Source organism: Bradyrhizobium sp. 18BD (genome assembly GCF_054185225.1).
This window is the reverse complement of record NZ_JAVAYL010000032.1, coordinates 31679-58612: the sequence shown is the minus strand read 5'-3', so window position 1 is coordinate 58612 and position 26934 is coordinate 31679. Positions and strand designations below refer to the sequence as shown.

Below are 26934 nucleotides of genomic sequence, written 5' to 3'. Positions count from 1 at the left end.
CGCCGGCCTGCTTGCTCTGCTTCTTCCACTCCTGCGCCGGACACAAAGTCTGAGGGGTTAATGCCATGACTATGATCGGTTGGCTCCAGATCATTCTCTTCTGCGTCATCATCGTCGCGCTGACCAAGCCGCTCGGCGGATACATGACGCGCGTTTTCAACGGCGAGCGGACGTTCCTGTCGCCGGTGCTGCGCCCCATCGAAGTCGGCGTCTATTGGATCTCCGGCGTTAACGAGAAACGCGAACAGCATTGGCTGACCTATACGGTCTCCATGCTGCTGTTCCATGTCGGCGGCTTCCTGATCATCTACGGCCTGATGCGGCTCCAGGCCGTATTGCCGTTCAATCCGGCCGGGCAGTCGGGGGTCGCCGAGGATCTCTCCTTCAACACCGCGATCTCCTTCATCACCAACACCAACTGGCAGAATTACGGCGGCGAGAGCACGCTGTCCTATCTCGTGCAGATGGTCGGCCTGACGCACCAGAACTTCCTGTCCGCCGCCACCGGCATCGCGCTTGCGGTGGCGCTCATCCGCGGCTTCTCGCGCGCCTCGATGCGCACGGTCGGCAATTTCTGGGTCGACGTCACCCGCACCACTCTTTACGTGCTGCTGCCGATCTGCGTGGTCTACACGCTGTTCCTGGTCTGGCAGGGCATTCCGCAGACGCTCGGCAATTATGTCGAGGCGACGACGCTGGAGGGGGCCAAGCAGACCATTGCGGTCGGCCCGGTCGCCTCGCAAGTCGCGATCAAGATGCTCGGCACCAATGGCGGCGGCTTCTTCAATGCCAACGCGGCGCATCCGTTCGAGAACCCGACCGCGCTGTCGAATTTCGTGCAGATGCTGTCGATCTTCCTGATCGGCGCGGCCATGACCAACGTGTTCGGCCGCATGGTCGGCAACCAGCGCCAGGGTTGGGCCATCCTCGCCGTGATGGGCGTTCTGTTCATCGTGGGGGTCGGCATCACCTATTGGGCTGAAGCCAACGGCACCGAGACGATGCACGCCCTCGGCCTGACCGGTGGCAACATGGAGGGCAAGGAGGTCCGCTTCGGCATCGTCGCGTCCTCGCTGTTCGCCGTGATCACGACGGCTGCCTCCTGCGGCGCCGTCAATGCCATGCACGACAGCTTCACCGCGCTCGGCGGCATGATTCCGCTGATCAACATGCAGCTCGGCGAGGTCATCATCGGCGGCGTCGGCGCCGGTTTCTACGGCATGCTGCTGTTCGTCGTGCTCGCGATCTTCGTGGCGGGCCTGATGGTCGGCCGCACGCCGGAATATGTCGGTAAGAAGATCGAGGCGCGCGAGGTCAAGATGGCGATGCTTGCGATCCTGGTGCTGCCGTTGATGTATCTCGGCTGGACCGCGGTAGGCGTGGTCTATCCGGCGGCGGTTGCCTCGATGGCGAATGCCGGCCCGCACGGCTTCACCGAGGTTCTCTACGCCTTCACCTCGGCGACCGGCAACAACGGCTCGGCCTTCGCAGGCCTCACCGGCAACACCCTGTTCTACAATCTCACGCTCGCCAGCGCGATGTTCGTCGGCCGGTTCTTCATGATCGTTCCGGCGATGGCGATTGCGGGCTCGCTGGCCGCAAAAAAATCGATCCCGCCATCGGCGGGCACGTTCCCGACCACGGGCGGCCTGTTCGTCGGCCTCGTCATCGGCGTGATCCTGATCATCGGCGGCCTGACCTTCTTCCCGGCGCTCGCGCTCGGCCCGATCGTCGAGCATCTCGCGATGAACGCCGGCCAGGTGTTCTGATCAACAAGTGTTCTGATCGACTTCTGATTGGTTTGGAGTGACCTCCATGGAAACGATGAAACTGCAAAAACGTGCCCCGATGTCGGCGATGCTCGATCCCAAGATCGTGCTCCCCGCGATCCGGGCGTCCTTCACCAAGCTCGACCCGCGGCTGATGATCAAGAACCCCGTGATGTTCGTGGTCGAGATCGTGGCCGCGCTCACCACCGTGATCTTCCTGCGCGATGTCCTCACGGGAGGGGGCGGCCTCGGCTTTACTTTCCAGATCATCCTCTGGCTCTGGTTCACGGTGCTGTTCGCCAATTTCGCCGAAGCGGTGGCCGAAGGCCGCGGCAAGGCGCAGGCGGAATCGCTCCGCAAGACCCGCACCGAGAGCCAGGCCAAGCTCCTGACCGGCGCAGGCCCGGACTTCAAGCTGGTGCCGGGCACCAGCCTCAAGGTCGGCGACATCGTGCTGGTCGAGGCCGGGGATACCATCCCTTCCGACGGTGAGGTGATCGAGGGCGTCGCCTCCGTGAATGAGGCCGCCATCACCGGCGAATCCGCGCCCGTCATCCGCGAGTCCGGCGGTGACCGGTCCGCCGTAACCGGCGGCACGCAGGTGCTGTCCGACTGGATCCGCGTTCGCATCACCGCGGCGCAAGGCTCGACCTTCATCGACCGCATGATCAAGCTGGTCGAGGGCGCCGAGCGGGCGAAGACGCCGAACGAGATTGCGCTCAACATCCTGCTCGCCGGCCTCACCATCATCTTCGTGTTCGCCACCGTCACCATTCCGAGCTATGCGGCCTATGCCGGCGGCTCGATCTCGGTGATCGTGCTGGTCGCCTTGTTCGTGACGCTGATCCCGACCACGATCGGTGCGCTGCTGTCGGCGATCGGCATCGCCGGCATGGATCGCCTGGTGCGCTTCAACGTGCTGGCGATGTCCGGCCGCGCGGTCGAGGCTGCCGGTGACGTCGACACGCTGCTGCTCGACAAGACCGGCACCATCACGCTCGGTAACCGGCAGGCAACCGCCTTCCGCCCCGTGCGCGGCGTGACCGAACAGGAGCTTGCGGACGCGGCCCAGCTCGCTTCGCTTGCCGACGAGACCCCGGAGGGCCGTTCCATCGTCGTGCTGGCGAAGGAGAAGTACGGCATCCGTGGCCGCGACATGGCCGAGCTCGGCGCCACCTTCATTCCGTTCACGGCACAGACCCGCATGAGCGGCGTCGATGCCGGCGGCTCGTCGGTGCGCAAGGGCGCGGTGGACGCGATGCTCAACTATGTCGGCGGCGGTGCGCCGCTGGCAGTGGCCTCCGGCAACACGGCCCGTGCCATCATGCCCGCCGGGCTCTCGGAGACCGGCCGCGAGATTCAGGCCATCGCGGACGAGATCTCGAAAGCCGGCGGCACGCCGCTGGCGGTCGCCAAGGACGGCAAGCTGCTCGGCGTCATCCAGCTCAAGGACATCGTCAAGGGCGGTATCCGCGAGCGTTTTGCCGAGTTGCGCCGCATGGGCATCCGCACCGTCATGATCACCGGCGACAATCCGATGACGGCGGCCGCGATTGCGGCCGAGGCGGGCGTGGATGATTTCCTCGCCCAGGCAACGCCCGAGGACAAGCTCAAGCTGATCCGCGACGAGCAGGCCAAGGGCAAGCTGGTCGCCATGTGCGGCGACGGCACCAACGATGCGCCGGCGCTCGCGCAGGCCGACGTCGGTGTCGCCATGAATACCGGCACCCAGGCCGCCCGCGAGGCCGGCAACATGGTCGACCTCGACTCCAACCCGACCAAGCTGATCGAGGTGGTCGAGATCGGCAAGCAGCTGCTGATGACGCGCGGTGCGCTGACGACCTTCTCGATCGCCAACGACGTCGCCAAGTATTTTGCGATCATCCCGGCGATGTTCCTGGCGTTCTACCCGCAGCTCAACGTGCTCAACATCATGAACCTGTCGAGCCCGCAGAGCGCCATCCTCTCGGCGATCATCTTCAACGCGCTGATCATCATCGGCCTGATCCCGCTCGCGCTGAAGGGCGTCGCTTACCGCGCGATCGGTGCCGGTGCGCTGCTCCGCCGGAACCTCCTGATCTACGGTCTTGGCGGCATCGTCATTCCCTTCATCGGCATCAAGGCGATCGATCTCGTCGTGGTTGCCCTGCACCTGGCCTAACCCCGTCATTGCGAGCGACTTGTCCGCCGTAGCTCGAAGAGCGAAGGCGGAAGCGAAGCAATCCAGAAATGTCTCCACGGCTGACAGACTGGATTGCTTCGTCGCTTCGCTCCTCGCAATGACGAAAGACATCGGAGAAACACATGCTCAGAGAAATCCGCCCCGCCATCGTCCTGTTGCTGGTGCTGACCGCCATCACCGGCGTTGCCTATCCGCTCGCGATGACCGGCATTGCCGGCGCGATCTTCCCCGCCAAGGCGCAAGGCAGCCTGATCGAGCGCGACGGCAAGGTGGTGGGCTCCGCCCTGATCGGGCAGGAGTTCAGGGACGACAAGTATTTCCACGGCCGTCCCTCGGCGACGCTTGCGCCGGATCCGAATGATTCGACCAAGACCGTCTCGGCGCCCTACAACGCCGCCAACTCCGGCGGCTCCAATCTCGGCCCGACCAGCAAGGCTCTGGCCGACCGGCTGAAGGAGGATGTGGACAAGCTGAAGGCGGAAAATCCCCATGCGGCCGTGCCCGTCGACCTCGTCACCACCTCGGCCAGCGGCCTCGACCCGGACATCTCTCCCGAAGCCGCGCAATTCCAGATTCCGCGTGTCGCAAAGGCCCGGAATTTGCCGGAAGACACGGTGAAGCAGCTCGTGGTCTCCAATACCGAAGGCCGTCTGCTCGGCCTGCTCGGCGAACCCCGCGTTAACGTATTGGCATTGAACCTCGCGCTCGATCGCGCCGCCGCCAAGTAGCGGTCTAGGCTCGTGGCGCTCCGATGATTATATTGGCCATATGGTCCGAGAGCGCCGCGATCCCGAACAACGTCCGTCTCCCGAGGCACTGCTGGAAGCCGCGCGCCGGGAGGAGAGTGCGAGCGGCAAGCTGAAGATCTTCGTCGGCGCTGCCCCCGGCGTCGGCAAGACCTACGAGATGCTGCAAAGCGCCCACGCCAGGCGCAAGGCCGGCATCGACGTCGTGGTCGGCTTCGTCGAGACCCACGGCCGCGCCGAGACCGAGGCGCTCGTGCGCGGGCTGGAGGTGGTCCCGCGCAAGCGGCTCGATTATCGCGGGCAGACGGTCGAGGAAATGGACCTCGACGCCGTGATCGCGCGGCGGCCGACAATCGCGCTGGTCGACGAGCTCGCCCACACCAACGCCGCCGGCAGCCGCCATCCCAAGCGTTATCTCGACGTCGAGGAGCTGCTCTCCCACGGCATCGACGTGTATACCGCCGTCAACATCCAGCACATCGAGAGCCTGAACGACGTCGTCGCCCAGATCACCCATGTGCGGGTGCGCGAGACCGTGCCGGACTCGATCTTTGATCGTGCCGACGCGATCGAGTTGATCGACCTCACGCCCGACGATCTGATCCAGCGCTTGAAGGAGGGCAAGGTCTACGTCCCCAAACAGGCCGAGCGGGCGCTGGAGCACTATTTCTCGCCCGGCAATCTGACCGCGCTGCGCGAGCTGGCGCTGCGCCGCACAGCGGAACGGGTCGACGAACAGCTGCTCACCCACATGCAGGCCAACGCCATCGCCGGTCCCTGGGCCGCGGGCGAGCGCATCCTGGTCTGCGTCAGCGAGGATCCGCGCGCCGCAGGCCTCGTGCGGTACACCAAGCGGCTGGCCGACCGGCTGCATGCGCCCTTTACCGCGATCTCGATCGAGACGCGGCGATCCCTGCAATTGTCCGACGAGGAGCGTGACCGCCTCGCCGATACGCTGCGGCTTGCGGAGTCGCTCGGTGGCGAAGCGCTGACCATCCCTGCTGTCGGCCGGCGCATCGCGGATGACGTCATCAATTTTGCGCAAGGCAACAACGTCACCCAGATCGTGATCGGCAAGTCCACGCGCTCACGCTGGTTCGAGATGACGCGCGGCTCGGTCGTGCACGATCTGGTCCGCCGCGCCGGCAATATCAGCGTCCATGTCATCCCCGGCGACGAGCTGCCTGAGGAAGCCGCGCCCAAGACGGCGGTGCAGACGGCGGCGCGCTCCGAACCGTTCGACACCCGGCCGTATCTGAAGGCGCTCGGGATCACCGCGCTTGGCCTCGCAGCCGCCGTGGCCATCAAGCCGTATTTCGGCATCGAGAACGTCGACCTGATGTTCCTGACGGCCGTGGTGACGGTTGCCGTCCGCTACGGGCTGTGGCCGTCAATGCTTGCGAGTGTCGCGGCGTCACTGGCCTACAACTTCTTCTTCCTGCCGCCGGTCTACACGCTCACCATCACCGATCCGACCAACGTCGCAGCGTTCTTCTTCTTCATGCTGATCGCCTTCGTGGTGTCGAACGTCGCCGCGCGCGTGCGCATCCAGGCGGACACCGCGATCGGCCGCATCCGCACCACCGAGCAGCTCTATGCGTTCAGCCGCAAGCTCGCCGGCACTGCGACGCTCGACGATGTGCTGTGGGCAAGCGCCTATCAACTCGCGCTGATGCTGAAGGTGCGCGTCGTGCTGCTGCTGCCGGAAGACGGCCTGCTGACGGTGAAATCCGGCTATCCGCCCGAGGACCAGCTCGACCAGGCCGATCTTGCCGCCGCCAACTGGGCCTGGAGCAATGATCGGTCCGCCGGCCGCGGCTCGGATACGCTGCCGGGGGCGAAGCGGCTGTTCCTGCCGATGCGCACCGGGCGCGGCCCGATCGGCGTCATCGGCATCGACAATGATCGCACCGGTCCGCTGCTGACGCCGGACCAGCGGAGACTGCTCGATGCGCTGGTCGATCAGGGCGCGCTCGCGATCGAACGCGTGCTGCTGGTCGAGGACATGGACCGGGTCAAGCGCACTATCGAGTCCGAGCGGTTGCGCTCGGCGCTCCTGACCTCGATCTCGCATGATCTGAAGACGCCACTGGCCTCGGTGCTCGGTGCCGCCTCGACCATGCGCGATCTCGCAGGCGCGCTGTCGGACAGCGAGAAGCGCGATTTGCTCGCCACCGTGATCGACGAATCCGAGCGGCTCAACCGCTTCATCGCCAATCTGCTCGATATGACCAAGCTCGAATCCGGCGCCATCGTTCCGAATACGGCGCTGCACGACCTCGGCGAGATCGTCGGCAGCGCGCTGCGGCGCGCGAGCAAGATCCTCGCCGCGCACAAGGTGGAACTGGTGCTGGCGGCCGACCTGCCGATGCTCGAGCTCGATGCCGTGCTGTTCGAGCAGGTGTTGTTCAACCTGCTAGACAATGCCGCCAAATATTCGCCGCCCGACACCACGATCGCGATCAAGAGCCGGCGCGAGCGGGATCAGGTGGTGCTTGAGGTCGCCGACGAAGGCGCCGGCATTCCGCCCGGCGAGCTCGAGAGCGTATTCGACAAATTCTACCGCGTGCAGAAGGGCGATCACGTCCGTCCCGGCACCGGGCTCGGCCTTGCCATCTCCCGAGGCTTCGTCGAGGCCATGCGCGGCACGATCACGGCTGCAAACCGTAGCGACCGCAGCGGCGCCGTCCTCACCATCCGTTTGCCGGTTCCGGCACAGACCCACGCATTGGATACTGCCGCATGAGTGCTGCCCCGATCAAGGTTCTTGTCATCGACGACGAGCCGCCGATCCGCAAATTGCTGCGGATGGGGCTCACGACGCAGGGTTATGAAATCCTCGAAGCGTCGAACGGCAAGATCGCGCTGGAGAAGCTTGCTGAGGGACCCGCCTTGATCATCCTCGATCTCGGCCTGCCCGATATCCAGGGCCATGAGCTGCTGCGCACCATCCGCGCCCGCAATGAGGCCGTCCCGATCGTGGTGCTGTCGAGCCGCGGCGACGAGGCCGGCAAGGTGCAGGCGCTCGATCTCGGGGCCGACGATTATCTGACAAAGCCGTTCGGCATGGATGAGCTGCTGGCGCGCCTGCGCGCCGCGCTGCGGCACCAGCTCCAGGTGCAGGGCGAGCGCCCGGTGTTCCGCACCGGCGATCTCTCGGTCGATCTCGTCCGCCGCATCGTCAAAATCGGCGAGCGCGACGTCAAACTGTCGCCGAAGGAATACGACCTCCTGCGCGTGCTGGTGCAGCACGCCGGCAAGGTGCTCACCCACCGCTTCCTGCTCAAGGAGCTCTGGGATGAATTGACCGACGCGCAGTATCTGCGCGTCTACGTCCGCCAGCTCCGCCAGAAGATCGAGGCCGATCCGGAGCGTCCGCAATATGTGCTGACCGAGACGGGGATCGGGTACCGGCTAAAGGCGGGGGATTGATCCACCCCGTCATTCCGGAGCGCGCGCCAGCGCGAGTCCGGAATCCATTTATCGGCCCGGCACGCTTGGCATGATGGATTCCGGGCTCCATGCTTCGCATCGCCCCGGAATGACGGAGAAAATCAACCCGCCTTCCGATGCCGCGCCGTCGAACGGTGCGCCTTCTTCGCGGCTTGTCGTCTTCCCGTCGCTCGCCGCGCATGCGACTTCGCCGCTGTCTTCTTCCCGCCACGTCCCTTCAGGCTCTGCTTCAACGCGTCCATCAGGCTGACGACGTTGCTCGGCCGCTCCTCGGGCTCCGGCAGCTCGATCTTCTTGCCGCTCGCCTTGCGCTTCACCAGGGCCTTCAACGCGGTCTCGTACTCGTCCTTGAACTTCTTCGGATCGAAATGCGCGGCCTTGGTGTGCAGGATGTGGCCGGCAAGCTCGACCATGTCCCTGGTGATCTTCGGGCTTTTGATGTCGTCGAAGAACTGCTCCTCGTCGCGCAGTTCGTAAGGGTAGCGCAGCGTGGTGCCGAGCAAGCCCTTGCCGAGCGGCTCGATCGCGATGATGTGCTCGCGGTTGGTGAGCACGATCTTGGCGAGCGCGACGCGGTCCTGGTCCTTCATGGCGTCGCGGATCACGGCGAAGGCATCCACCGCGGCCTTGCCTTCCGGCGCGATGTAATAGGGGTGGTTGAGATAGCGCTGGTCGATCTCGTCGCTCGGCACGAAGCTCTCGATGTCGATGGTGTGGTTGCTCTCGATCTGGACCGCCTCGAGTTCCTCGGGCTCGATCTCGACATATTTGCCCTTGCGCAGCTCGTAGCCGCGGCCCTTCTGGTCGCTCTCGACGACATCTCCGGTCTCGGAATCCACCATCTGCTGCTTGAGCCGGTTGCCGGTCTCGCGGTTGATCATGTGAAACCGCGTCTTCTCGGCCGCCGTTGTCGCGGGGTAGAGCGCGATCGGGCAGCTGACCAGCGACAGTTTCAACGTTCCCTTCCAATAGGCGCGCGGGGCCATTCCATTCTCCAGTGATTTCAAGGCGTTTTGGAACCCCAACCGCGCCGTCGGGTTTTGGTTCCGGGCGGGACTTTTGCCGTGATAGGCTTCATCGCGATTAGAGAATGCGGGACCGGTCGTGCTGCGAAAACTCTCCACCTATCGACAGAAACGCGATTTCGAGAAGACGCCGGAGCCTTCGGGCGAGACCGCGGTTGCGCCGTCCAGGCAGCGCCGTTTCGTGATCCAGAAGCACGATGCGACCCGGCTGCATTACGACTTCCGGCTCGAATTCGATGGTGTCTTCAAATCCTGGGCGGTAACGAAGGGGCCCTCGCTCGACCCGCACGACAAGCGCCTGGCGGTCGAGGTCGAGGACCATCCGCTCGACTATGGCGATTTCGAAGGGACCATTCCCGAAGGCCAGTATGGCGGCGGCACGGTGATGCTGTGGGACCGCGGCACCTGGGAGTCCGATGATCCTGAGGCCGGCTTCAAAAATGGCGACCTCAAGTTCACGCTCCGCGGCGAGAAACTGCGTGGAAGCTGGGTGCTGGTGCGGATGCGGAATGACCGCGATGGCGGCAAGCGCACCAACTGGCTGCTGATCAAGCACCGTGACGAATATGCCAGCGAGGACGAGGACATTTTGGCGGAGGACAAGTCGGTTGCCTCCGGCCGCGCCATGGAGCAGATCGCCGGCGGCAAGGGGCGCGCGCCAAAGCCGTTCATGCTGGCGAAGGGCAAGGGCAAGGCCGATGCGGTCTGGCAGTCCAACCGCGCCGAGGGGACGAAAGGACGCACGGTCAAGCCGGCGCCGCGCGCGGCGTTGAAGAGCGGCGCGACGGCAAAGAGCAAGACCTCGAAAAAGAAGGCCACGACAGCGACGAACGCGAGCAAGGTCTCGGAGATGCCGGACTTCGTCGCGCCGCAGCTCTGCACGCCGGTCGAGCGGCCGCCGGCGGCCGACGGCTGGTGCCACGAGATCAAGTTCGACGGCTACCGCGTCCAGCTGCGCGTCGAGGACGGCGAGGCGACCTTGAAGACGCGCAAGGGCCTCGACTGGACCGACAAGTTCGCGTCCATCGCGAAGGAGGCGAATGGGCTGCCTGATGTCATGATCGACGGCGAGATCGTCGCGCTCGACCACAACGGCGCGCCGAACTTTTCCTCGCTCCAGGCCGCGCTGTCCGACGGCAAGACCGAGGACCTGATCTTCTTTGCCTTCGACCTGCTGTTCGCCCAAGGCCTCGACTATCGCCGTCTGCCGCTCGGTGAGCGCAAGGAGCGCCTCAAGGCGCTGCTGGATGCGCGCAAGAGGAAATCGAGCCAGATCCGCTATGTCGAGCATTTCGAGAGCGGCGGCGATGCCGTGCTGCAATCGGCCTGCAAGCTCGAGCTCGAAGGCGTTGTCTCGAAGAAGCTCGATGCGCCGTACCGCTCGGGCCGGACCGAGAGCTGGACCAAGGCAAAATGCCGCGCCGGGCATGAAGTCGTGATCGGCGGCTGGAAGACGACGGCCGGGAAATTCCGTTCGCTGATGGCCGGCGTGCATCGCGGCGATCATCTCGCCTTTGTCGGTATGGTCGGGACCGGATTTGGTGCCGACAAGGTCAAGCGCATCATGCCGTCGTTGAAAGCCATGGAGGCCAAGGAAAGCCCCTTCGGCGGCAAAAATGCGCCGAAGAAGACCCGGGACGTGCATTGGTTGAAGCCCGAGTTGGTGGCTGAAATCGAGTTCGCCGGCTTCACCGCCGATGGCAATATCCGTCAGGCGGCGTTCAAGGGATTGCGGCAGGACAAGCCGGCCGAGGAGGTCGAGGCGGAGACGCCGGCAGATACCGAACTGGCAGAACCGACGCTCAGGAAGCGCGCCGTCTCGAAGACGAGCAAGCCATCGAAGGGGGGCGGCGCCGCCGAGGTGATGGGCGTCGTCATCTCCAAGCCTGACAAGGAGCTATGGCCTGATGGCGGCGACGGCGAGGGCGTCACAAAGCTCGACCTGGCGCGCTATTTCGAGGCGGTTGGCGCCTGGATAATCGAGCACATCAAGGGCCGCCCCTGCTCGATCCTGCGCGCGCCCGACGGAATCGGCGGCGAGAAATTCTTCCAGCGTCATGCCATGCAGGGCACCTCGAACCTGCTCGAACTCGCCAAGGTCTCCGGCGATCGCAAGCCGTATTTGCAGATCGACCGCATCGAGGGTCTTGCCGCGGTCGCGCAGATCGGCGGCGTCGAGTTGCATCCCTGGAATTGCGCGCCGGACGCCTACGACACGCCGGGCCGGCTGGTGTTCGACCTCGATCCGGCACCGGATGTGAAGTTCGCCGACGTTGTGGAGGCCGCAAAGGAGATGCGGCAGCGGCTCACCGATGTCGGCATGGAGAGCTTTTGCAAGACCACCGGCGGCAAGGGCCTGCACGTCGTGGTGCCGCTGCTCCATGGCGCCCGCGACAAGGTCAGTTGGAAGGAAGCCAAGGCGTTCGCGCAAGGAATCTGCCAGTGGATGGCCGATGACGATCCCGAGCGCTATCTGCTCAACATGTCGAAGAAGCTGCGCAACGGAAAGATCTTTCTCGACTATCTGCGCAACGATCGCCTGTCGACCGCGGTGGCGCCTTTGTCGCCCCGCGCGCGCGACGGTGCGACAGTGTCGATGCCGGTCACCTGGGCGCAGGTGAAGGGCGATCTCGATCCGAAGCGATATACGGTGCGGACGGTTCCGGGCCTGCTGGCGCGATCGAAGGCCTGGGATGGCTACGACGATGCGGCGGCATCGATCAAGGCGGCGGCGAAGAAGCTTGCAGGGAAAATGAAGTAGGCTCGTGCTCCGGGTGCGACCCCCGTAGGGTGGGCAAAGCGAAGCGTGCCCACCATCTTTTTGTTGCGGCGAAGAAGTGGGCACGGCGCAAGAGCGCCTTTGCCCACCCTACGGCATCGCGGATGCCGCTAGATCCGTCCCAGCAATAGCAGTATCAGCAGAATGACGATGACGAGCCCGAGGCCGCCGCCGCCGTAATAGCCGGTGCCGTAGAACGGCCCGCCGCCGATGCCGCTGAAGCCGCCGAGCAGCGCGATGACCAAAATGATCAGAATGATCGTACCGATAGACATGCCAGTCTCCTCCAGCCCTTCGTTGAAAGGGTCGCTTGCACCTGTCCCGTGGTGCGAGGGCAACTTGCCGCATGTTTTAAAGTTCCGGTTTTGAAACGGGGCCACAGGTCCAAGTTGCATGGAACCTTTGCGGCTTCAGCCGGCATGATTATGTGAGGATCAGTCACCACAGGGCCGGGCCATGTCAGCACCGCTTGTCGTTTCCATTCCGCATCGTCTCGGCCGCGAGGAGGCGATACGCCGACTCAAGACCGGGCTCGGCCGCGCTGCAGCGAGCATTCCCGTGATGCAGGTCGAGGAGGAGCGCTGGAGCGGCGATAGCATGAATTTCCGCATCCGCGCGCTCGGGCAGATCGCGAGCGGCCAGGTCGACGTCGCCGACGACCATGTCAAGGTCGAGGTGATGCTGCCGTGGCTGTTGCAGCGCTTCGCCGAGATGGCGCAGGCGGCCATCCAGAAGCGCGGGCAATTGCTGCTGACCAAGGACGGCGGAAAGTAGCCGTCAGGCGCGGACGCGCTGTCGCGGAGCCCTGATGGCGCTTGCGGTGCGGGCCTCGATGACGGCTGCAGGAAAACCACGGAAGGCTTGCGCGACCGGAAGCTCGCTGCTCGCAAGGCCCGGCGCGCTGTAGCCGGTAATGTCGACGGTTGCGTCGAATCCTTCGAGGACAGGCCATTCTCGGCCCGCCTGCGTGAAGGGTGAAAATTGCCGTCCGACCACGACGATGGTTGCGACACGACCATGGCGGCGCGCGAACGCAAGGACATGATCGGCGTGCGCGCCGCGGACCTCCAGCGGCTGATAGTCGCCTTGCGCAAAGACGTCGGCGAGCACGTTGCGCAGCTTGAGCAGGTGCCGGGTCCAGGCCAGCTTGAGCTGACCGTCGGGCCAGTTCTTGATCAGTCCGCTCCAGTCCGGCGTGTCCAGCGACGCCAGCGCCGCATCGCGCGCGGCAAAATCCACGGGGCGGCGGTTGTCGGGATCGACCAGCGAGAGGTCCCAGGCTTCGGTGCCCTGGTAGAAATCGGGCACGCCCGGCAGCGTTGCCTTGAGCGTGAGCTGGCTCAGCGAGTTCAGGGCGCCGAGCAGCGCGAGGCGGCGGGCCAGGGTTTGTAGCGCCTCGATGAACTCTCTCGACAGCACGGGATCGAGGATCTTTTCGATAAAGCTCCTGATGCCGTTCTCATACGCCTCGTGCGGATTGAGCCAGCTCGTCTCTTCCTTGCCCTCGCGCGCGGCCTTCAGCGCATAGGCCTGGATGCGCTCGACGAAACCGGCATCAGGCCCCTCGAGAGGCAACGCGCCAAGCAAGGTCTGGTACAGCATGTACTCGAACGTCGCCGACGGCGCGCGCAGATTGCCGTTGAGGACGATGTGCGGCGCATTCAGCACCTTCCAGCGCGCCACTGCGCTGGTCCATTCACCGGGGATCTCGCTGAGCGCCGCGATCCGCGCGCGGGCGTCCTCGCCGCGCTTGGTGTCGTGGGTCGCAGTCGCCGTCATCCCCAGTGGCCATTCCTTGGCGCGCGCGCGCATCGCCTCGTGGAAGGCGGGAATGGTGAGGCCATGGCTTGCGGGATCGCCGCCGACCTCGTTCAGGGCGAGCAGCCGGTGGAATTGATAGAACGCGGTGTCCTCCAGCGACTTCGCCATCATCGGCCCCGTGAACTGCTGCACCTTCAGCGCGAAGCGGCGCACGCGCGGGGCGCTGTGCGGCGGACGGCCGGGCTTGAGCAGGTCCATGGTCAGCGCATCGCGCAGGAAGTCGAAAATACCCTCATCCGCGGCGAACCACTCGGCGCGGGCGCGCGCGATGGTGTCGTCGATCAGCTTGCGGTCGAGGGCGGTCGGGCCGCCATGCGTCAAATAGGTGCGATAGACCGGGAAATGCAGCACGTAGAGTTCGAGCGCCTGCCGCAAACTGTCGGCGGAGAAGTCGCGGGTCGAGTAATGCCCGTTGGCGATGCGGGCGAGCAGGCGCGTCAGCACGGTGAATTCGCTGGTCAGCAGCGTCTCCAGCACACGCCGTTTGGCGTCCTTGACGTAAGGCGCGAGCCGCGGCGGCCGGTTGCTGATCTGCCGCCAGGTCTCGTCCAGCGCCTCCAGCCCCTTGGAATCGACCAGCACCTGCGTGATGACGTTCATCCATTCATAGCCGGTGGTACCCTGGACGCCGGCGAAGTGCGGCAGCTTCTCGTGCTCGCACAGGATCTTTTCGATCACCGTGTAGAACGGCTTTGTCTTGCCCTGCGCATCGCGCACGAGGCGACGCAGCCGCTGGCAATATTGCGCGGGATCGCGCAGGCCGTCGATGTGATCGAGGCGGATGCCCTGCAGCTTGCCGTCGGCAACGAGCTGCTTCACCAGCCGGTGCGTGGCGGCGAAGGTCCCGGGGTCCTCGACGCGCAGGCCCGCGAGCCCGTTGACGTCAAAGAAGCGGCGGTAGTTGATGTCGCTGGAAGCAAGCCGCCAGTGCCCGAGCTTGTAGTTCTGGCGCTCCAGCAGGTGATGCAGCGCCAGCGTCGGCGCGGGCCGATCCTTGGCCGCGCGATACGCCGCGAGGCCGCGCGCGATGATGTCGGTGGCGCCCGCGATCTCCTTCAGCTCGGCTTTGAAGCCGGGCGCTTCCTTGCGGTTCGGCCGGCGCAGGCCAGTGTAGCGCGTGGCGAGCGACAGCAGGCGCTTGCCGGCTTCCGTCTCGGCGGCGTCGGCTTCCTTCACGATCATCCGCAGCATTTCGCCATAGCGCTCCGGCGCGATCGGCAGGCGATGTTCAAAGTACCACGCGGAGAAGCTGCCTTCGTCCGCGTCATAGCGCAGCTCGATCTCGCCGCGCTCCAGCGCCTCGCCGTAGGGCGCGCCGAGGATCGGCAACAGCACGCCGCCGCGGGCGCGATAAGCCAATTGATCCCAGTCGATGTCGAAGGAGACCGCGTGCGGCGAGGCCTGGCCCCATTCCAGCACGTCGAGCCACCAGGGATTATCGGCAAAATGCACGCCGACATGGTTGGGCACGAAATCGATGATGAGGCCGAGATCGTGCTGCATCAGCGCCTCGCTCAGCCGCGCGAAGCCGGCTTCGCCGCCGAGCTCGGGATTGAACTGGCTGTGATCGACGGTGTCGTAGCCATGGGTCGAGCCCTTGCGCGCCTTCATCACCGGCGAGGCGTAGAGATGCGTGATCCCAAGCGCCTTGAGATAAGGCACCACCGCAGCGGCCTTGTCGAAGTCGAAATCCGCGGTGAGCTGAAGCCTGTAAGTCGCGAGAGGAATCGCGGAAGGCATATCAACCTCCGAGATGCCAGACCACCGACCAGGGCGGAAGCCGGTCGCCACTCACGTCGCCCCAAAGCGGCGTGCCTGCATTGTTGCTGGAATGGGCGATCTCCTCGTCGGAGAGATTGGCTTTCAGACGCAGCGTGGCGCCGTCGCCCATCCGCCAATGCGCGGTCAGCAAGCCGTTGTCTGCCGTCTCGGCATCGCCGAAGCGCGCCCCCTTCAGCCGCGGCATGATCTCCTTGCGGCGGAGCGCGAGCAGGTCGCGCACCAATTCAAGCCGCTCGTCTTGCTCCGGCGTGCGACCGGTCCAGTCCAGCACGGCCGATTGCAGCGTGGCGGGATCGAGCGGGTCGGGGACCTCGTCGCCGTATTTCTCGTAGGCCCAGGCATATTCCTGCTTGCGTCCCTTGCGCACGGCATCGGCAAGGCCGCCCTGGAAATCGCAGAAGAATGGGAAAGGCACGGTCGAGCCCCATTCCTCGCCCTGAAACAGCATCGGCACCATCGGCGCCAGCAGCGTCACCGCGAGCGCGGCTTCGATCTGTTGCGGCGATGCCAGGCTCTCGAGCCGTTCCCCGAGCGGGCGGTTGCCGATCTGGTCATGGTTCTGCAGGAAGTTGACGAAGGTTGCCGGCGGCAGCCCGCCGCTTTTCTCGCCGCGCGGCTTCTTGCCCCAGAATTCCGAGATCTCGCCCTGATAGACGAAGCCTGAGGCGAGCGCGCGCGCGAGGTCCATGCGCGGCGTCTGGTAGTCGGCGTAGTAGCCGGCGAGCTCGCCGGTCAGCATCACATGCCAGACATGGTGATAATCGTCGTTCCACTGCGCGCGATACTTGCCGTTCGGCGGATCCTGCGCGGCATCGAGCAGGCTCGCGCGGTTGTCGCCGTTCTCCAGCACGAGATGGATGTGACGTCCGGTGGCCTTGGCAAGTTCGCCCGCGGCGACGCTGAGGTCCTGCAGCATCGACTGCTCGCCGGGGATCGCCATGATGTGGTTGGCGGCATCCAGCCTCAATCCATCGAAGCGATAGTCGGTGAGCCACGACAGGGCATTCTCCACCGCGAAGGCGCGTACCTGCGACACGCGGTAGTCGATCGCGCTGCCCCACGGCGTGTGCGCGTCGGTGAAGAACGTCGGCGCATAGCGGCCGAGGTAATTCCCTTCCGGGCCAAAGTGATTGTAGACGACGTCGAGAAACACCATCAGCCCGCGCAGATGCGCTTCGTCGATCAGTGTCTTCAGCTCCTCGGGCCGGCCATAGGCGCTGTCGGGCGCGTACCACAGCACGCCGTCATAGCCCCAGCCGCGGCGCCCGGCGAAGTCGGCGAGCGGCATCAATTCCAGCGCGGTGATGCCGGTCGCCACGAGATGATCGAGCTTGTCGATCATCGCGCGGTAGGTGCCCTCGGCCGTGAAGGTGCCGACATGGGTCTCGACCAGCACGGTCTCTTCCCAGGGACGGCCGCGCCAATCCTTCGCGCGCCAGTCGAAGGAATCGTGATCGATCACCTCGCTCGGGCCGGACACGTCCTCGGGCTGGAAGGCGGAGGCGGGATCGGGCACGTCGATCTCGTCGTCGATCCTGAACTTGTAAGGGCTGCCGGGGGGGAGGCCGGCAATCTCGGCGACATACCAGCCATCCTGCCGGCGCTGCATCGCGTGCCGCTTTTCGAGCAGGAGATCGACACGGCGCGCACCAGGGGCCCACAGCCGGAACGACACGCCGTCTTTCGTTGGCTTCGCCCCGAAGGATGGCCTCATAGCGCCCCCGCGAAGGCGAGCACGGAGCGCGGCGGCGCCTTGCTGTCGCTTCCGGGCCGGAAATCAATGCTGTTCAGCTTGGCATCCGTCGTATTGAGGATCTGCTGCCAGCTCTTGTATTCGTCTATCTCGGGCAATTTGAATGCGATCTCTTCGGGGGCGGCGTTCAGTACGATAAAGATCGCAGCCCCGCCCGGTTCCATCGGCCCCATCACATAGGAGAGAAACCGCCCATCCGGGAATGTCCAGTCGCTCTCGGTCATCTCGTTGCCTTCGGGCGTCAGCCACAGCGCGCCGTACGATGCGCCATCGGCGAGGCGGCCGTCGAGCCAGCGATGGCTGCGGAGCTGCGAGAACCGGCGGCGGATATCGGCGAGCCCGGCGACGAAATCGACCATGTCGTCATCGTCCTTGCCGAGATTGTCCCAGCCGACCCAGCCGACCTCGTTGTCCTGGCAATAGGCGTTGTTGTTGCCGGACTGCGAATTGCCGACCTCGTCGCCGGCAAGCAGCAGCGGAATGCCTTGCGCGAGCATCAGGCAGGCCAGCACGTTCTTCCGCAGCTGCCGCCGCAGCGCGAGGATCGCGGGATCGTCGGTCGGCCCTTCGACACCGCAATTGTTGCTGTGGTTGTCGTTGGAGCCGTCGCGATTGTCCTCGCCGTTGGCCTCGTTGTGCTTCTCGTTGTAGCTGAAGAGGTCGGCCAGCGTGAAACCGTCATGCACGGTGATGTGGTTGATGCTGGCGCGCGGCCGCCGTCCGTCATGGTTGAACAGGTCGGAGGACGCCGTCATGCGGCTCGAGATGTCGCCGATCAGGCTGCCTTCGCCACTCCAGTAGCGGCGCATGGCGCTGCGATAGCGGTCGTTCCATTCCGACCATTGCGAGGGGAAGGCGCCGACCTGATAACCGCCGAGGCCGAGGTCCCATGGCTCGGCGACGAGCTTGACGGCCGCCAGCACCGGGTCCTGCCGGATCGCGGTGAGGAACGAGCTGCCGCGATCATAGCCGTTGGGGCCACGCGCCAGCGTTGTCGCGAGGTCGAAGCGGAAACCGTCGACATGGCAGACCTCGACCCAGTAGCGCAGTGAATCCATCACCATCTGCAGCACGCGCGGATGGGTGAGGTTCACCGACGAGCCGCAGCCGGTGAAATCGTCGTAATAGCGCGGGTTCTCGCGATTCAGCCAGTAATAGGAGGCGTTGTCGATGCCGCGATAGCACAGCGTCGGGCCGAGATGATTGCCTTCGGCGGTGTGGTTGTAGACGACGTCGAGCATCACCTCGATGCCGGCATCGTGCAATCGTGCCACCGTGGTGCGGAAGGAATCCAGCGCGTTGTCCTGGGCGTAGCGCTGCTCGGGCGCGAAGAAGGACAGCGTGTTGTAGCCCCAGTAATTGGCGAGCTTCTTCTCCACCAGGATGCGGTCGTCGACGAAAGCATGGATCGGGAGGAGCTCCACCGTCGTGACGCCGAGCTTCCTCAGATGCTCGATCATCGCCGGCGAGGACAGGCCTCCATAGGTGCCGCGCAGATTCAGCGGGACGTCGTCGCGCTTCTGCGTCAGGCCCTTGACGTGGGCCTCGTAGATGATGGTGTCTTCCCAGGGGATGTTGGGTCGGATCTCGCGCCGGCCCCAGTTGAAGGTCTCGTCGACCACCACGCCCTTGGGCATGCCGCGCGCATTGTCGCGCCGGTCGAACGACAGATCCTCGCGCGGCGAGCCGGTGCGATAGGCGAAATGCGCATCGCTCCAGACCAGCCGCCCCGAGAGCCGCTTGGCATAGGGGTCGAGCAGCAGCTTGTTGGCATTGAAGCGGTGGCCGTGCTCGGGCTCATAGGGCCCATGCACGCGATAGCCGTAGAGCTGGCCGGGCGAGACGTCGTTGAGGTAGCCGTGCCAGACGTCCTCGGTTCTTTCCGGCAGTTCGATGCGTTCGAGCTCGCGCCTGCCTTGCGCGTCGAACAGGCACAGCTCGACCTTCTGCGCGTTGGCGGAGAACAGCGCGAAATTGGTGCCGCGCCCGTCCCAGCTTGCACCGAGGCGTGCGGGCGATCCAGCAGTCAGGCGCATCGGTCAGCTTTCCGGAACGAGGAAGATCGCGGCGAGAGGCGGAATGGTAAGGCGGAGCTCGGACGTCTTGCCGTCAACCGTCTGGACCTCGCCGATGTTCCCGACGTTGCTGCCGCCATAGTGGGCGGAGTCCGAATTGAACACCTCTTTCCACTTGCCGGCAAAGGGCACGGGGACGCGGTAGTTGCGATAGACGTTGGGCGAGAAATTGACGATGACCAGACACCGCGCGTGCTCGTCAAAGCCCTTGCGCAACCAGGCGAACACGTTGCGGTTGGCATCGTCAGTGATCAGCCATTCGAAGCCGGCCTGGTCGCAATCCATCTGGTGCAGCGCCGGCACCGCGCGATAGAGCCGGTTGAGGTCGCGGATCAGCGCCTGGATGCCCGAGTGATATTTGTATTCGAGCAGGTGCCAGTCGAGCGACTGGTCGTGATTCCATTCCCGGCTCTGCGCGATCTCCGCGCCCATGAACAGCAGCTTCTTGCCGGGATGGCCGAACATGAAGCTGTAATAGGCGCGCAAGTTCGCAAAACGCTGCCATTCGTCGCCGGGCATGCGGCCGAGGATCGAGCGCTTCCCATGCACGACCTCGTCATGCGACAGCGGCAGGATGAAATTTTCCGAGAAGGCGTAGTGCAGGCCGAACAGGATCTCGCCGTGGTGATGCTTGCGGTGGACGGGGTCCTTGCTGATGTAGTTCAGCGTGTCGTGCATCCAGCCCATGTTCCACTTGTAGCCGAAGCCGAGCCCGCCGAACTCGACCGGGCGCGAGACCTGCGGCCATGCGGTCGACTCCTCGGCGGCGGTGGTCGCCTGCGGAAAGCGCGCGAACAGCTCGGTGTTGAAGCGACGCAGGAAGTTGATCGCCTCGATGTTCTCCCGGCCGCCATACTGGTTCGGAATCCAGGCGCCGGGCGGGCGGCTGTAGTCGAGATAAAGCATGGACGCGACCGCATCGACCCGCAGGCCGTCGATCGCGTAGCGCTCCAGCCAGAACAGCGCGTTCGACACCAGGAAGTTGGTCACTTCGGTGCGGCCGTAATTGTAGATCAGCGTGCCCCAGTCGAGATGGCGGCCCTGCAGCGGATTGGCGTGCTCGTACAGCGCCGTGCCGTCGAAGCTGCCGAGCCCGTGGGGATCGTCCGGGAAGTGGCCCGGCACCCAGTCGAGCAGCACGCCGATGCCCTCGCGATGGCAGGCGTCGATCAGCGTGGCAAAATCCTCCGGCGAGCCGAAACGGCTGGTCGGCGCATAGAGGCCGGTGGGCTGATAGCCCCAGGAGCCATCGAACGGGTGCTCGCTGACGGGCAGGAATTCGAGATGGGTGAACCCCATGTCGCGGACATAGGCCGGCAGCTGCTCGGCAAGCTCGCGATAGGTGAGCCATTCGTCGCCGTTCTTGCGCCGCCATGAGCCGAGATGGACCTCGTAGATCGACATCGGCGCCGACAGTGCATTGATGCCGTCAGGCGCCGGGCGTGGACGCGGCAGGTGCGCCTCGTCGAACACGATGGAGGCGGTCTTCGGACGGACCTCGCTTGCAAAAGCCAGCGGATCGGATTTCAGCGGGAGCAGATGGCCGTGCGGGCCGATCATCTCGAACTTGTAGTGATCGCCGTTCTTCGCATGCGGGATGAACAATTCCCAATAGCCGGCGCCGCGCACCCGCATGGGGTGGCGCCGCCCGTCCCAGAAATTGAAATCGCCGACCACGGACACGCGCCGCGCATTCGGCGCCAGCACGACGAAGCCGATGCCGTCGATGCCCTCCAGCCGCATCGGATGCGCACCGAGTTTGTCATAGAGGCGCTGATGGGTGCCTTCGCCGAGTAGATAGAGATCGAAGTCGGTCAGGATCGGCGGGAAGCGATAAGCATCCTCGAACTCGACGACGTTCTCGCCGAACTTCGCGCGGAGCTGGTAGTGCTTCGAGCCGTTCGGCAGGGCGCCGATGAATAGCCCGGAATCGTGGACGCGATCGAGCCGGGCGACTTCGCCATGCTCGCCGACGGCCTCGACATTGGTCGCCTCGGGCAGAAACGCACGCACCACGCTTTTGCCGCCCTCGGGATGCAGTCCGAGATAGTGGAAGGGGTCGGAGTGGCGCCCCTCGATGATCGCGTAGGCTTCTGCTGGAAGTTTAGGCATGGGCTTCGCTCTCACTGGACAGAATGCGAAGCAGTCCGGTCAGCGGCGCATGGAGCCCCTCGGGCCGGTGGGACAGCTCGTACTCTACTTCGTCGAACGCATGATCAAGCAGGAAAAACCTTAACAGGCCGTCCGCAGCCTGGCGATTGGCCGGCCACAACCGCCGATCGGACATGGCCTCGCGGTAGGCGGCCAGGAAGGTTGCGGTGGCGCGCTCGCGCCATTCGCCGAGCGCGGCCGTAAGCCGCTCCTGCTCGTCGGAGGCGCCGGTGAGCGCGCGGTTCAGCGCGGCGTTAACCGAAAGATCAATCGAGCGGATCAGACCGGCGACGTCGCGCGCGGCAGGCAGCTTGCGCCGCTTGTCGGCCAGGCCGAGATGCGGATCGCCATCGAAGTCGATGATGAAGATATCGTCTTTCACGATCAGAGTTTGCCCGAGGCGGAAGTCGCCGTGATGACGGATGTTCAACCCGGCAATGGTAGATGGCAAGAGCGCATTCAGATGGTCGGGCAGGGTGGCACGGATCGCGACGAGCTGGTCGATCAGCGGCCGGTCGGCCTCACGCAGGCCGTCGCGGCTGTCGGCGAGCCGTTCGAAAACCCGCTCGGCCCGTGCCTGGAGGTCGGAGGCCCAGCGCTTGACATGCGCGGCGCCGATCGGCTCCGGCGCGAGGTCGCGGGGCTGCGCGGCGGCGAGGGCCACATGCAGCTCGGCGAGCCGCCGGCCGATCTGCGCGATGAAATGCAGATAGGGCGCCTGCTCCTGGGTCTCGCGGGGCGCTTCGCCTATCGGTGCCAACCGCTGCTCGTCGATATAGCGGTCGAGATAGCCATTGGTGACGGCCCAGCCGTCGCCCTGGTTCTCGACATAAGCGTGCAGCACGGCGAGCGCACTGCGTTTGTCGCCGCCCTCGACCAGTTCGGCGCTGCCGAGCAGGGCCGGCGTATTGGCAAAACGGGCGGTCTCGGTGAGATAGGTGCCGATCTCGATCTCGGGACTGACCCCGCTTTCGAGCCGACGGTAGATCTTCGCGACATACTGGTTGTCGACCAGCGCAGTGCTGTTGGTCTGCTCGACCGCGCGGATGCGTTCGGGCTCCTTGATGGTGTAGTCGGCGAACCGGCTGGTTGCCTTGAACTCCAGCCGCAGATTGTTCTCGTCGACCACCAGATTTTGCGACAGACCCCGCAGGAACAGGCCGATGAAGATCTGCTCGGTCGCGACGTCCAGCAGCGTGCCCTCGCGCGCGCCCTGGCGGACGGCGGCGAGCGCCTTCGGGTTGAAGCGTTCGCGGTCGAAGCGCACCCACTCGATCTGCATCGGCAGCACGTAGCGCGTCGTGATGTCGTCCCGTGTAATCTCGAAGAACGCGATCCAGGGTCTGTTGTCGCCGATCTCGCTGAAAGGGACCGCCGAGGTCAGCGTGGCCTTGATGAGCTTAGGATCGTGCTCGGGATACCAGCGTGTTCGCGACAGGAAGCCGGGCAGCACGTCGCGCTCGAACACGCCGCGCTCGCGCGCCAGCGACACCCAGTTCGAATTGACCGGCACCACCAGCGTCTCGAATTCCGGCACGGCGCGCGGCGTCACCGGCTCGGATTTGTCGCGCTCGGTGAGCTGGAACCAGTAGAAGCCGTAGGGCCCCAGCGTGATCATGTAGGGCAGCTCGCCGATCGGCGGGAAGCGCGTGCGTCCGAGCATCTCCTGCGGGATGCGGTCCTTCCACGGCGACAAGTCGAGCTCGGTCGCCTGCGCCGCGCGCGAGAGGTTGGCTACACAGAGGATCACCTCGTCGCGGTACTGCCGGACATAGGCCAGCACGGCGCGATTGGCCGGACGGATGAAGGTCATGGTGCCGCGGCCGAAGGCGAGCGTCGACTTGCGCACCGAGATCAGCCGCTTGGTGGCGTTGAGCAGCGACGACAGGCTGCGCGACTGCGCTTCCACGTTCACCGATTCATAGCCGTAGACGGGATCCATGATCAGCGGCGCGTAGAGCCGGGCTGGATCGCAGCGCGAGAAGCCGCCGTTGCGGTCCGGGCTCCACTGCATCGGCGTGCGCACGCCGTTGCGGTCGCCGAGATAGATGTTGTCGCCCATGCCGATCTCGTCGCCGTAATAGATGATCGGCGTGCCCGGGAAGGACAGCAGCAGCGAGTTCATCAGCTCGATCTTGCGGCGGTCATTGTCCATCAACGGCGCGAGGCGCCGGCGGATGCCGACATTGATGCGCGCGCGGGGATCGTTGGCGTAGGTGGTCCAGAGATAGTCGCGCTCGACGTCGGTGACCATCTCCAGCGTCAATTCGTCATGGTTGCGCAGGAACAGCGCCCATTGGCAGCTCGCCGGGATATCGGGCGTCTGGCGCAGAATGTCGGTGATCGGGAAGCGGTCCTCCTGCGCGATCGCCATGTAGATGCGCGGCATCAGCGGGAAGTGATAGGCCATGTGGCACTCGTCGCCGCGGCCGAAATATTCCTGCACATCCTCCGGCCATTGATTGGCCTCGGCCAGCAGCAGCTTTCCCTTGGAGTAGGCATCGAGCTCCTGGCGCAGGCGCTTGATGATCTCATGCGTCTCGGGGAGGTTCTCGTTCGAGGTGCCCTCGCGCTCGCAGAGATAGGGAATGGCGTCCAGACGGAAGCCGTCGACGCCGGCATCGAGCCAGCGCTTCATCACCTGGATGATGGCGCTGACGACGCGCGGATTGTCGAAATTGAGGTCCGGCTGGTGCGAGAAGAAGCGGTGCCAGTAGAACGCACCGGCCTCGGGATCCCAGGTCCAGTTCGACTTCTCCGTGTCGGTGAAGATGATGCGCGTGCCCTGGTATTTCTGGTCGGTTTCGCTCCAGACATACCAGTTGCGGGCGCTCGAGCCCGGATGGCTGCGACGTGCGCGCTTGAACCATTTGTGCTGGTCGGAGGTGTGGTTGACGACCAGCTCGGTGATGACGCGCAGGCCGCGCTTCTGCGCTTCCTGGATGAAGCGCTTGAAGTCCTTCATGGTCCCGAAATCGGGATTGACCGCGCCGTAATCGCCGATGTCGTAGCCGTCGTCGCGGCCGGGCGAGGGATAGAACGGCAGCAGCCACAGGGCGGTGACGCCGAGCTCCTGGAGGTAGGGCAGCTTCTCGGTTAGCCCCGCAAAATCGCCGATGCCGTCATGGTTGCTGTCGGCAAACGCCTTGACGTGAAGCTGATAGATGATGGCGTCCTTGTACCAGAGCTCGTCCACGATCTCGGCAGCCTCGGCTTTCTTGGTGTCGACGGAAGACAGAACATTCATGGCGCGATCCTTACGCCAGGCAGCGGAACAGGAGCGCCGGATCGCGGTCGGGATCGATACGCAACCTGATCCCGCCCCATTCGATGCGGGACTGCTCGCCGGTGAGAAGATTTTCAAGGGCGGTGACGTAGCGGCGTTCGCCGCCTACGTCGATGGTGAGATCGCCGAGCGGCAACCAGAATTCGCGCACATGGCGCGAGAGCGCGATCACCGCGATCACGGTGTTGGCCGGATCGGCGGCTTCCTTGGCGAAGGCGATCGTCTCGCCGTCCTCGACGCCGAGGAAGCGCAAATTCGCCGTCTGCTGAAGCGCGGCATTGTCGTTGCGAACGCGGTTGAGCGCGGCGATGTAGGGCTTGATGTTGCCGGGCTTGTCCCAGTCGCGCGGCCTGATCTGGTACTTCTCGGAATCCTGATATTCCTCGTGGCCGGGGACCGCGTCGTGCTCCAGCAGCTCGAATCCGCCAAAGATGCCGAAGCTGCCCGACAGCGTCGCCGCCAGCGCAACGCGCGACTTGAACGCCCAGGTCTCGCCGCTCTGGAGATGATAGGGCAGCAGGTCAGGCGTGTTGACGAACAGGTTCGGGCGATAGAAGTCCCGCTCGGGATAGCGTGTCAGCTCGCCGAAATATTGCTCCAGCTCCCACTTCGCCGTGCGCCAGGGGAAATAGCTGAAGGACTGCGCAAAGCCGAGCTTGGCGAGGCCCTTCATCAGCTTCGGTCGCGTAAATGTCTTCGAGAACAGGATCACCTCGGGATGCCGGCGGCGGATGTCGCCGATCAGCCACTCCCAGAACGGCAGCGGCGCGGTGTCGTGGTTGTCGATGGCAAAGATCGTCACGCCATGGTCGATCCAGAACAGCATGGCATCGCGAAACGCATTCCACAGCCCGGCGCGATCGACCGAGGCGAAATCGGGGATGACGATATCCGAATAGGGGCTGTCTGCCGCCCGCACCGAGCGGTCCGGGCGCCATTTGAACCATTCCGGATGCCGGGTCAGCCAGGGATGGTCCGGCGAGCACTGCATGGCGAAGTCGAGCGCGAGTTCGAGACCGTATTCGAGACAGGTCGCGACCAGCGCGCGAAAATCCTCGATGGTGCCGAGCTCGGGATGCAGCGCGTCGTGTCCGCCATCAGTGCTGCCGATTGCATAGGGCGAGCCCGGATCGTCTTCACCAGCCACCGGCGCGTTGTTGCGGCCCTTGCGGCTTGTGTGACCGATCGGGTGGATCGGCGTGAAATAGAGCACGTCAAAGCCCATCGCGGCGATGTCAGGCACGCGCGCGATGCAGTCGCGGAGCGTGCCGTGCCGGCCGGCGACTGCGCTCTGGCTGCGCGGCATCATTTGATACCAGGCGCTGAAGCGCGCTTTGTCGCGATCGATGATCAGCGGGAAGTTTTGCGAGCGGGTCAAGTCTGGCCGCGACTGGCTCTCGGCCATGGCCTTGCCGAGATCGGCCGCCAGCAGCGAGGCGACATCGCCGCGCTGAAGATAGTCCTCGCACTGCCTGACGATGAGAGCCGCGGCGTCCTGTCGCGCGACATGCGCCTTGGTCAAAAGGCCGGCGCCCTCGATCGCATCGAGACTGACATCGGCGCCGGTGCGCTGCTTGCGCGCGATGGCGTGCGACCAGGTCGCGAATTCGTCGGTCCAGGCTTCGATGGCATAGACATATTGGCCGGGCTCAAGGGGTGTGAAGGCGCCGGACCAGCGGTCATTGCCGTGAAGGGTCATCGGCTCGCTCCGCCATTCGCGGTCCTGCTCGCCGCGCCAGATCAGCGCGGCACTGATCACGCCGTTGCCGTCGCGGTAGATGTCGGCCCAGACCTCGACCCGTTCGCCCGCGATCCGCTTCACGGCGAAGCGGCCGCCGTCGATCAAGGGATAGATATCTTCGATAAGGAAAGCGCCGCCGGCAGCGGCACTCTCGACAGTTTGAATTGTCTTGTTCACGGTGATGCCATTGACAAGAAAGCAGGAGCCCGTTTCCCTTGTCGGGAACCTACGCTTGATACCTATATAGAAAGCCGCTTGTGTGTCATTGGTTCCCCTGGGAACGGCAGGCGCGGTTTGCGAGTTACCCTTGACTAACCTCTTCCGCGACCTCGTTAAAATCGATGCCACCGGCCTGACAATGGCCTGCAAGC

At 64.8% G+C, this 26934-nt stretch carries 15 protein-coding genes; 7 read left to right on the top strand and 8 right to left on the bottom strand.

What is annotated here, in order from left to right:
• Positions 1-65: 65 nt before the first annotated feature.
• The 5 genes from kdpA (at position 66) to RAD16_RS38115 (ending at position 8129) form a co-directional block, all read left to right on the top strand.
• Positions 66-1769, top strand: a complete 1704-nt coding sequence (kdpA, locus tag RAD16_RS38135) for a potassium-transporting ATPase subunit KdpA (RefSeq protein WP_458163016.1) — start codon at positions 66-68, stop codon at positions 1767-1769.
• Positions 1770-1815: 46 nt separating this feature from the next.
• Positions 1816-3930: a potassium-transporting ATPase subunit KdpB gene (gene kdpB / locus RAD16_RS38130; protein WP_458163015.1), complete on the top strand. Its 2115-nt coding sequence runs from the start codon at positions 1816-1818 to the stop codon at positions 3928-3930.
• A 143-nt stretch (positions 3931-4073) separates the two neighbouring features.
• Positions 4074-4679 (top strand): K(+)-transporting ATPase subunit C, encoded by a 606-nt coding sequence (locus RAD16_RS38125; RefSeq protein WP_458163014.1) that lies wholly within the window; start codon positions 4074-4076, stop codon positions 4677-4679.
• A 40-nt stretch (positions 4680-4719) separates the two neighbouring features.
• The gene (locus RAD16_RS38120) at positions 4720-7443 is read left to right on the top strand and encodes a DUF4118 domain-containing protein (RefSeq protein WP_458163013.1); all 2724 of its coding nucleotides are present in this window, start codon (positions 4720-4722) and stop codon (positions 7441-7443) included.
• Positions 7440-8129: a response regulator gene (locus RAD16_RS38115; RefSeq protein ID WP_458163012.1), complete on the top strand. Its 690-nt coding sequence runs from the start codon at positions 7440-7442 to the stop codon at positions 8127-8129. Before RAD16_RS38120 ends, RAD16_RS38115 begins: the two co-directional genes overlap by 4 nt.
• A 122-nt stretch (positions 8130-8251) precedes the next feature.
• Here the strand turns inward: RAD16_RS38115 and ku are convergent, their stop codons facing one another.
• A complete protein-coding gene (ku, locus tag RAD16_RS38110) occupies positions 8252-9136 on the bottom strand; it encodes a non-homologous end joining protein Ku (protein WP_458163011.1) in 885 nt (294 codons plus the stop codon).
• Positions 9137-9254: 118 nt separating this feature from the next.
• On the opposite strand from ku, the gene ligD reads away from it, so the two are divergent.
• Positions 9255-11936 (top strand): DNA ligase D, encoded by a 2682-nt coding sequence (gene ligD / locus RAD16_RS38105; RefSeq protein WP_458163010.1) that lies wholly within the window; start codon positions 9255-9257, stop codon positions 11934-11936.
• Between the two features lie 128 nt (positions 11937-12064).
• Here the strand turns inward: ligD and RAD16_RS38100 are convergent, their stop codons facing one another.
• The gene (locus tag RAD16_RS38100; RefSeq protein ID WP_007595743.1) at positions 12065-12229 is read right to left on the bottom strand and encodes a DUF3309 family protein; all 165 of its coding nucleotides are present in this window, start codon (positions 12227-12229) and stop codon (positions 12065-12067) included.
• A 181-nt stretch (positions 12230-12410) separates the two neighbouring features.
• Between RAD16_RS38100 and RAD16_RS38095 the strand changes: the two genes are divergently transcribed.
• Positions 12411-12728 (top strand): polyhydroxyalkanoic acid system family protein, encoded by a 318-nt coding sequence (locus RAD16_RS38095; RefSeq protein WP_458163009.1) that lies wholly within the window; start codon positions 12411-12413, stop codon positions 12726-12728.
• A 3-nt stretch (positions 12729-12731) separates the two neighbouring features.
• Here the strand turns inward: RAD16_RS38095 and treY are convergent, their stop codons facing one another.
• The 6 genes from treY to RAD16_RS38065 are packed head-to-tail and all read right to left on the bottom strand — an operon-like array spanning position 12732 to position 26740.
• On the bottom strand, positions 12732-15515 hold the full coding sequence (treY, locus tag RAD16_RS38090; protein ID WP_458163008.1) for a malto-oligosyltrehalose synthase: 2784 nt from the start codon (positions 15513-15515) through the stop codon (positions 12732-12734).
• Between the two features lies 1 nt (position 15516).
• The gene (gene treZ / locus RAD16_RS38085) at positions 15517-17271 is read right to left on the bottom strand and encodes a malto-oligosyltrehalose trehalohydrolase (RefSeq protein ID WP_458163007.1); all 1755 of its coding nucleotides are present in this window, start codon (positions 17269-17271) and stop codon (positions 15517-15519) included.
• On the bottom strand, positions 17268-19346 hold the full coding sequence (gene glgX, locus RAD16_RS38080) for a glycogen debranching protein GlgX (protein ID WP_458163006.1): 2079 nt from the start codon (positions 19344-19346) through the stop codon (positions 17268-17270). Before glgX ends, treZ begins: the two co-directional genes overlap by 4 nt.
• A 3-nt stretch (positions 19347-19349) precedes the next feature.
• Positions 19350-21497: a 1,4-alpha-glucan branching protein GlgB gene (gene glgB, locus RAD16_RS38075; protein WP_458163005.1), complete on the bottom strand. Its 2148-nt coding sequence runs from the start codon at positions 21495-21497 to the stop codon at positions 19350-19352.
• Positions 21490-24783: a maltose alpha-D-glucosyltransferase gene (gene treS, locus RAD16_RS38070; protein ID WP_458163004.1), complete on the bottom strand. Its 3294-nt coding sequence runs from the start codon at positions 24781-24783 to the stop codon at positions 21490-21492. Before treS ends, glgB begins: the two co-directional genes overlap by 8 nt.
• Positions 24784-24793: 10 nt before the next feature.
• Positions 24794-26740: a maltotransferase domain-containing protein gene (locus RAD16_RS38065; RefSeq protein ID WP_458163003.1), complete on the bottom strand. Its 1947-nt coding sequence runs from the start codon at positions 26738-26740 to the stop codon at positions 24794-24796.
• Between the last annotated feature and the right edge of the window lie 194 nt (positions 26741-26934).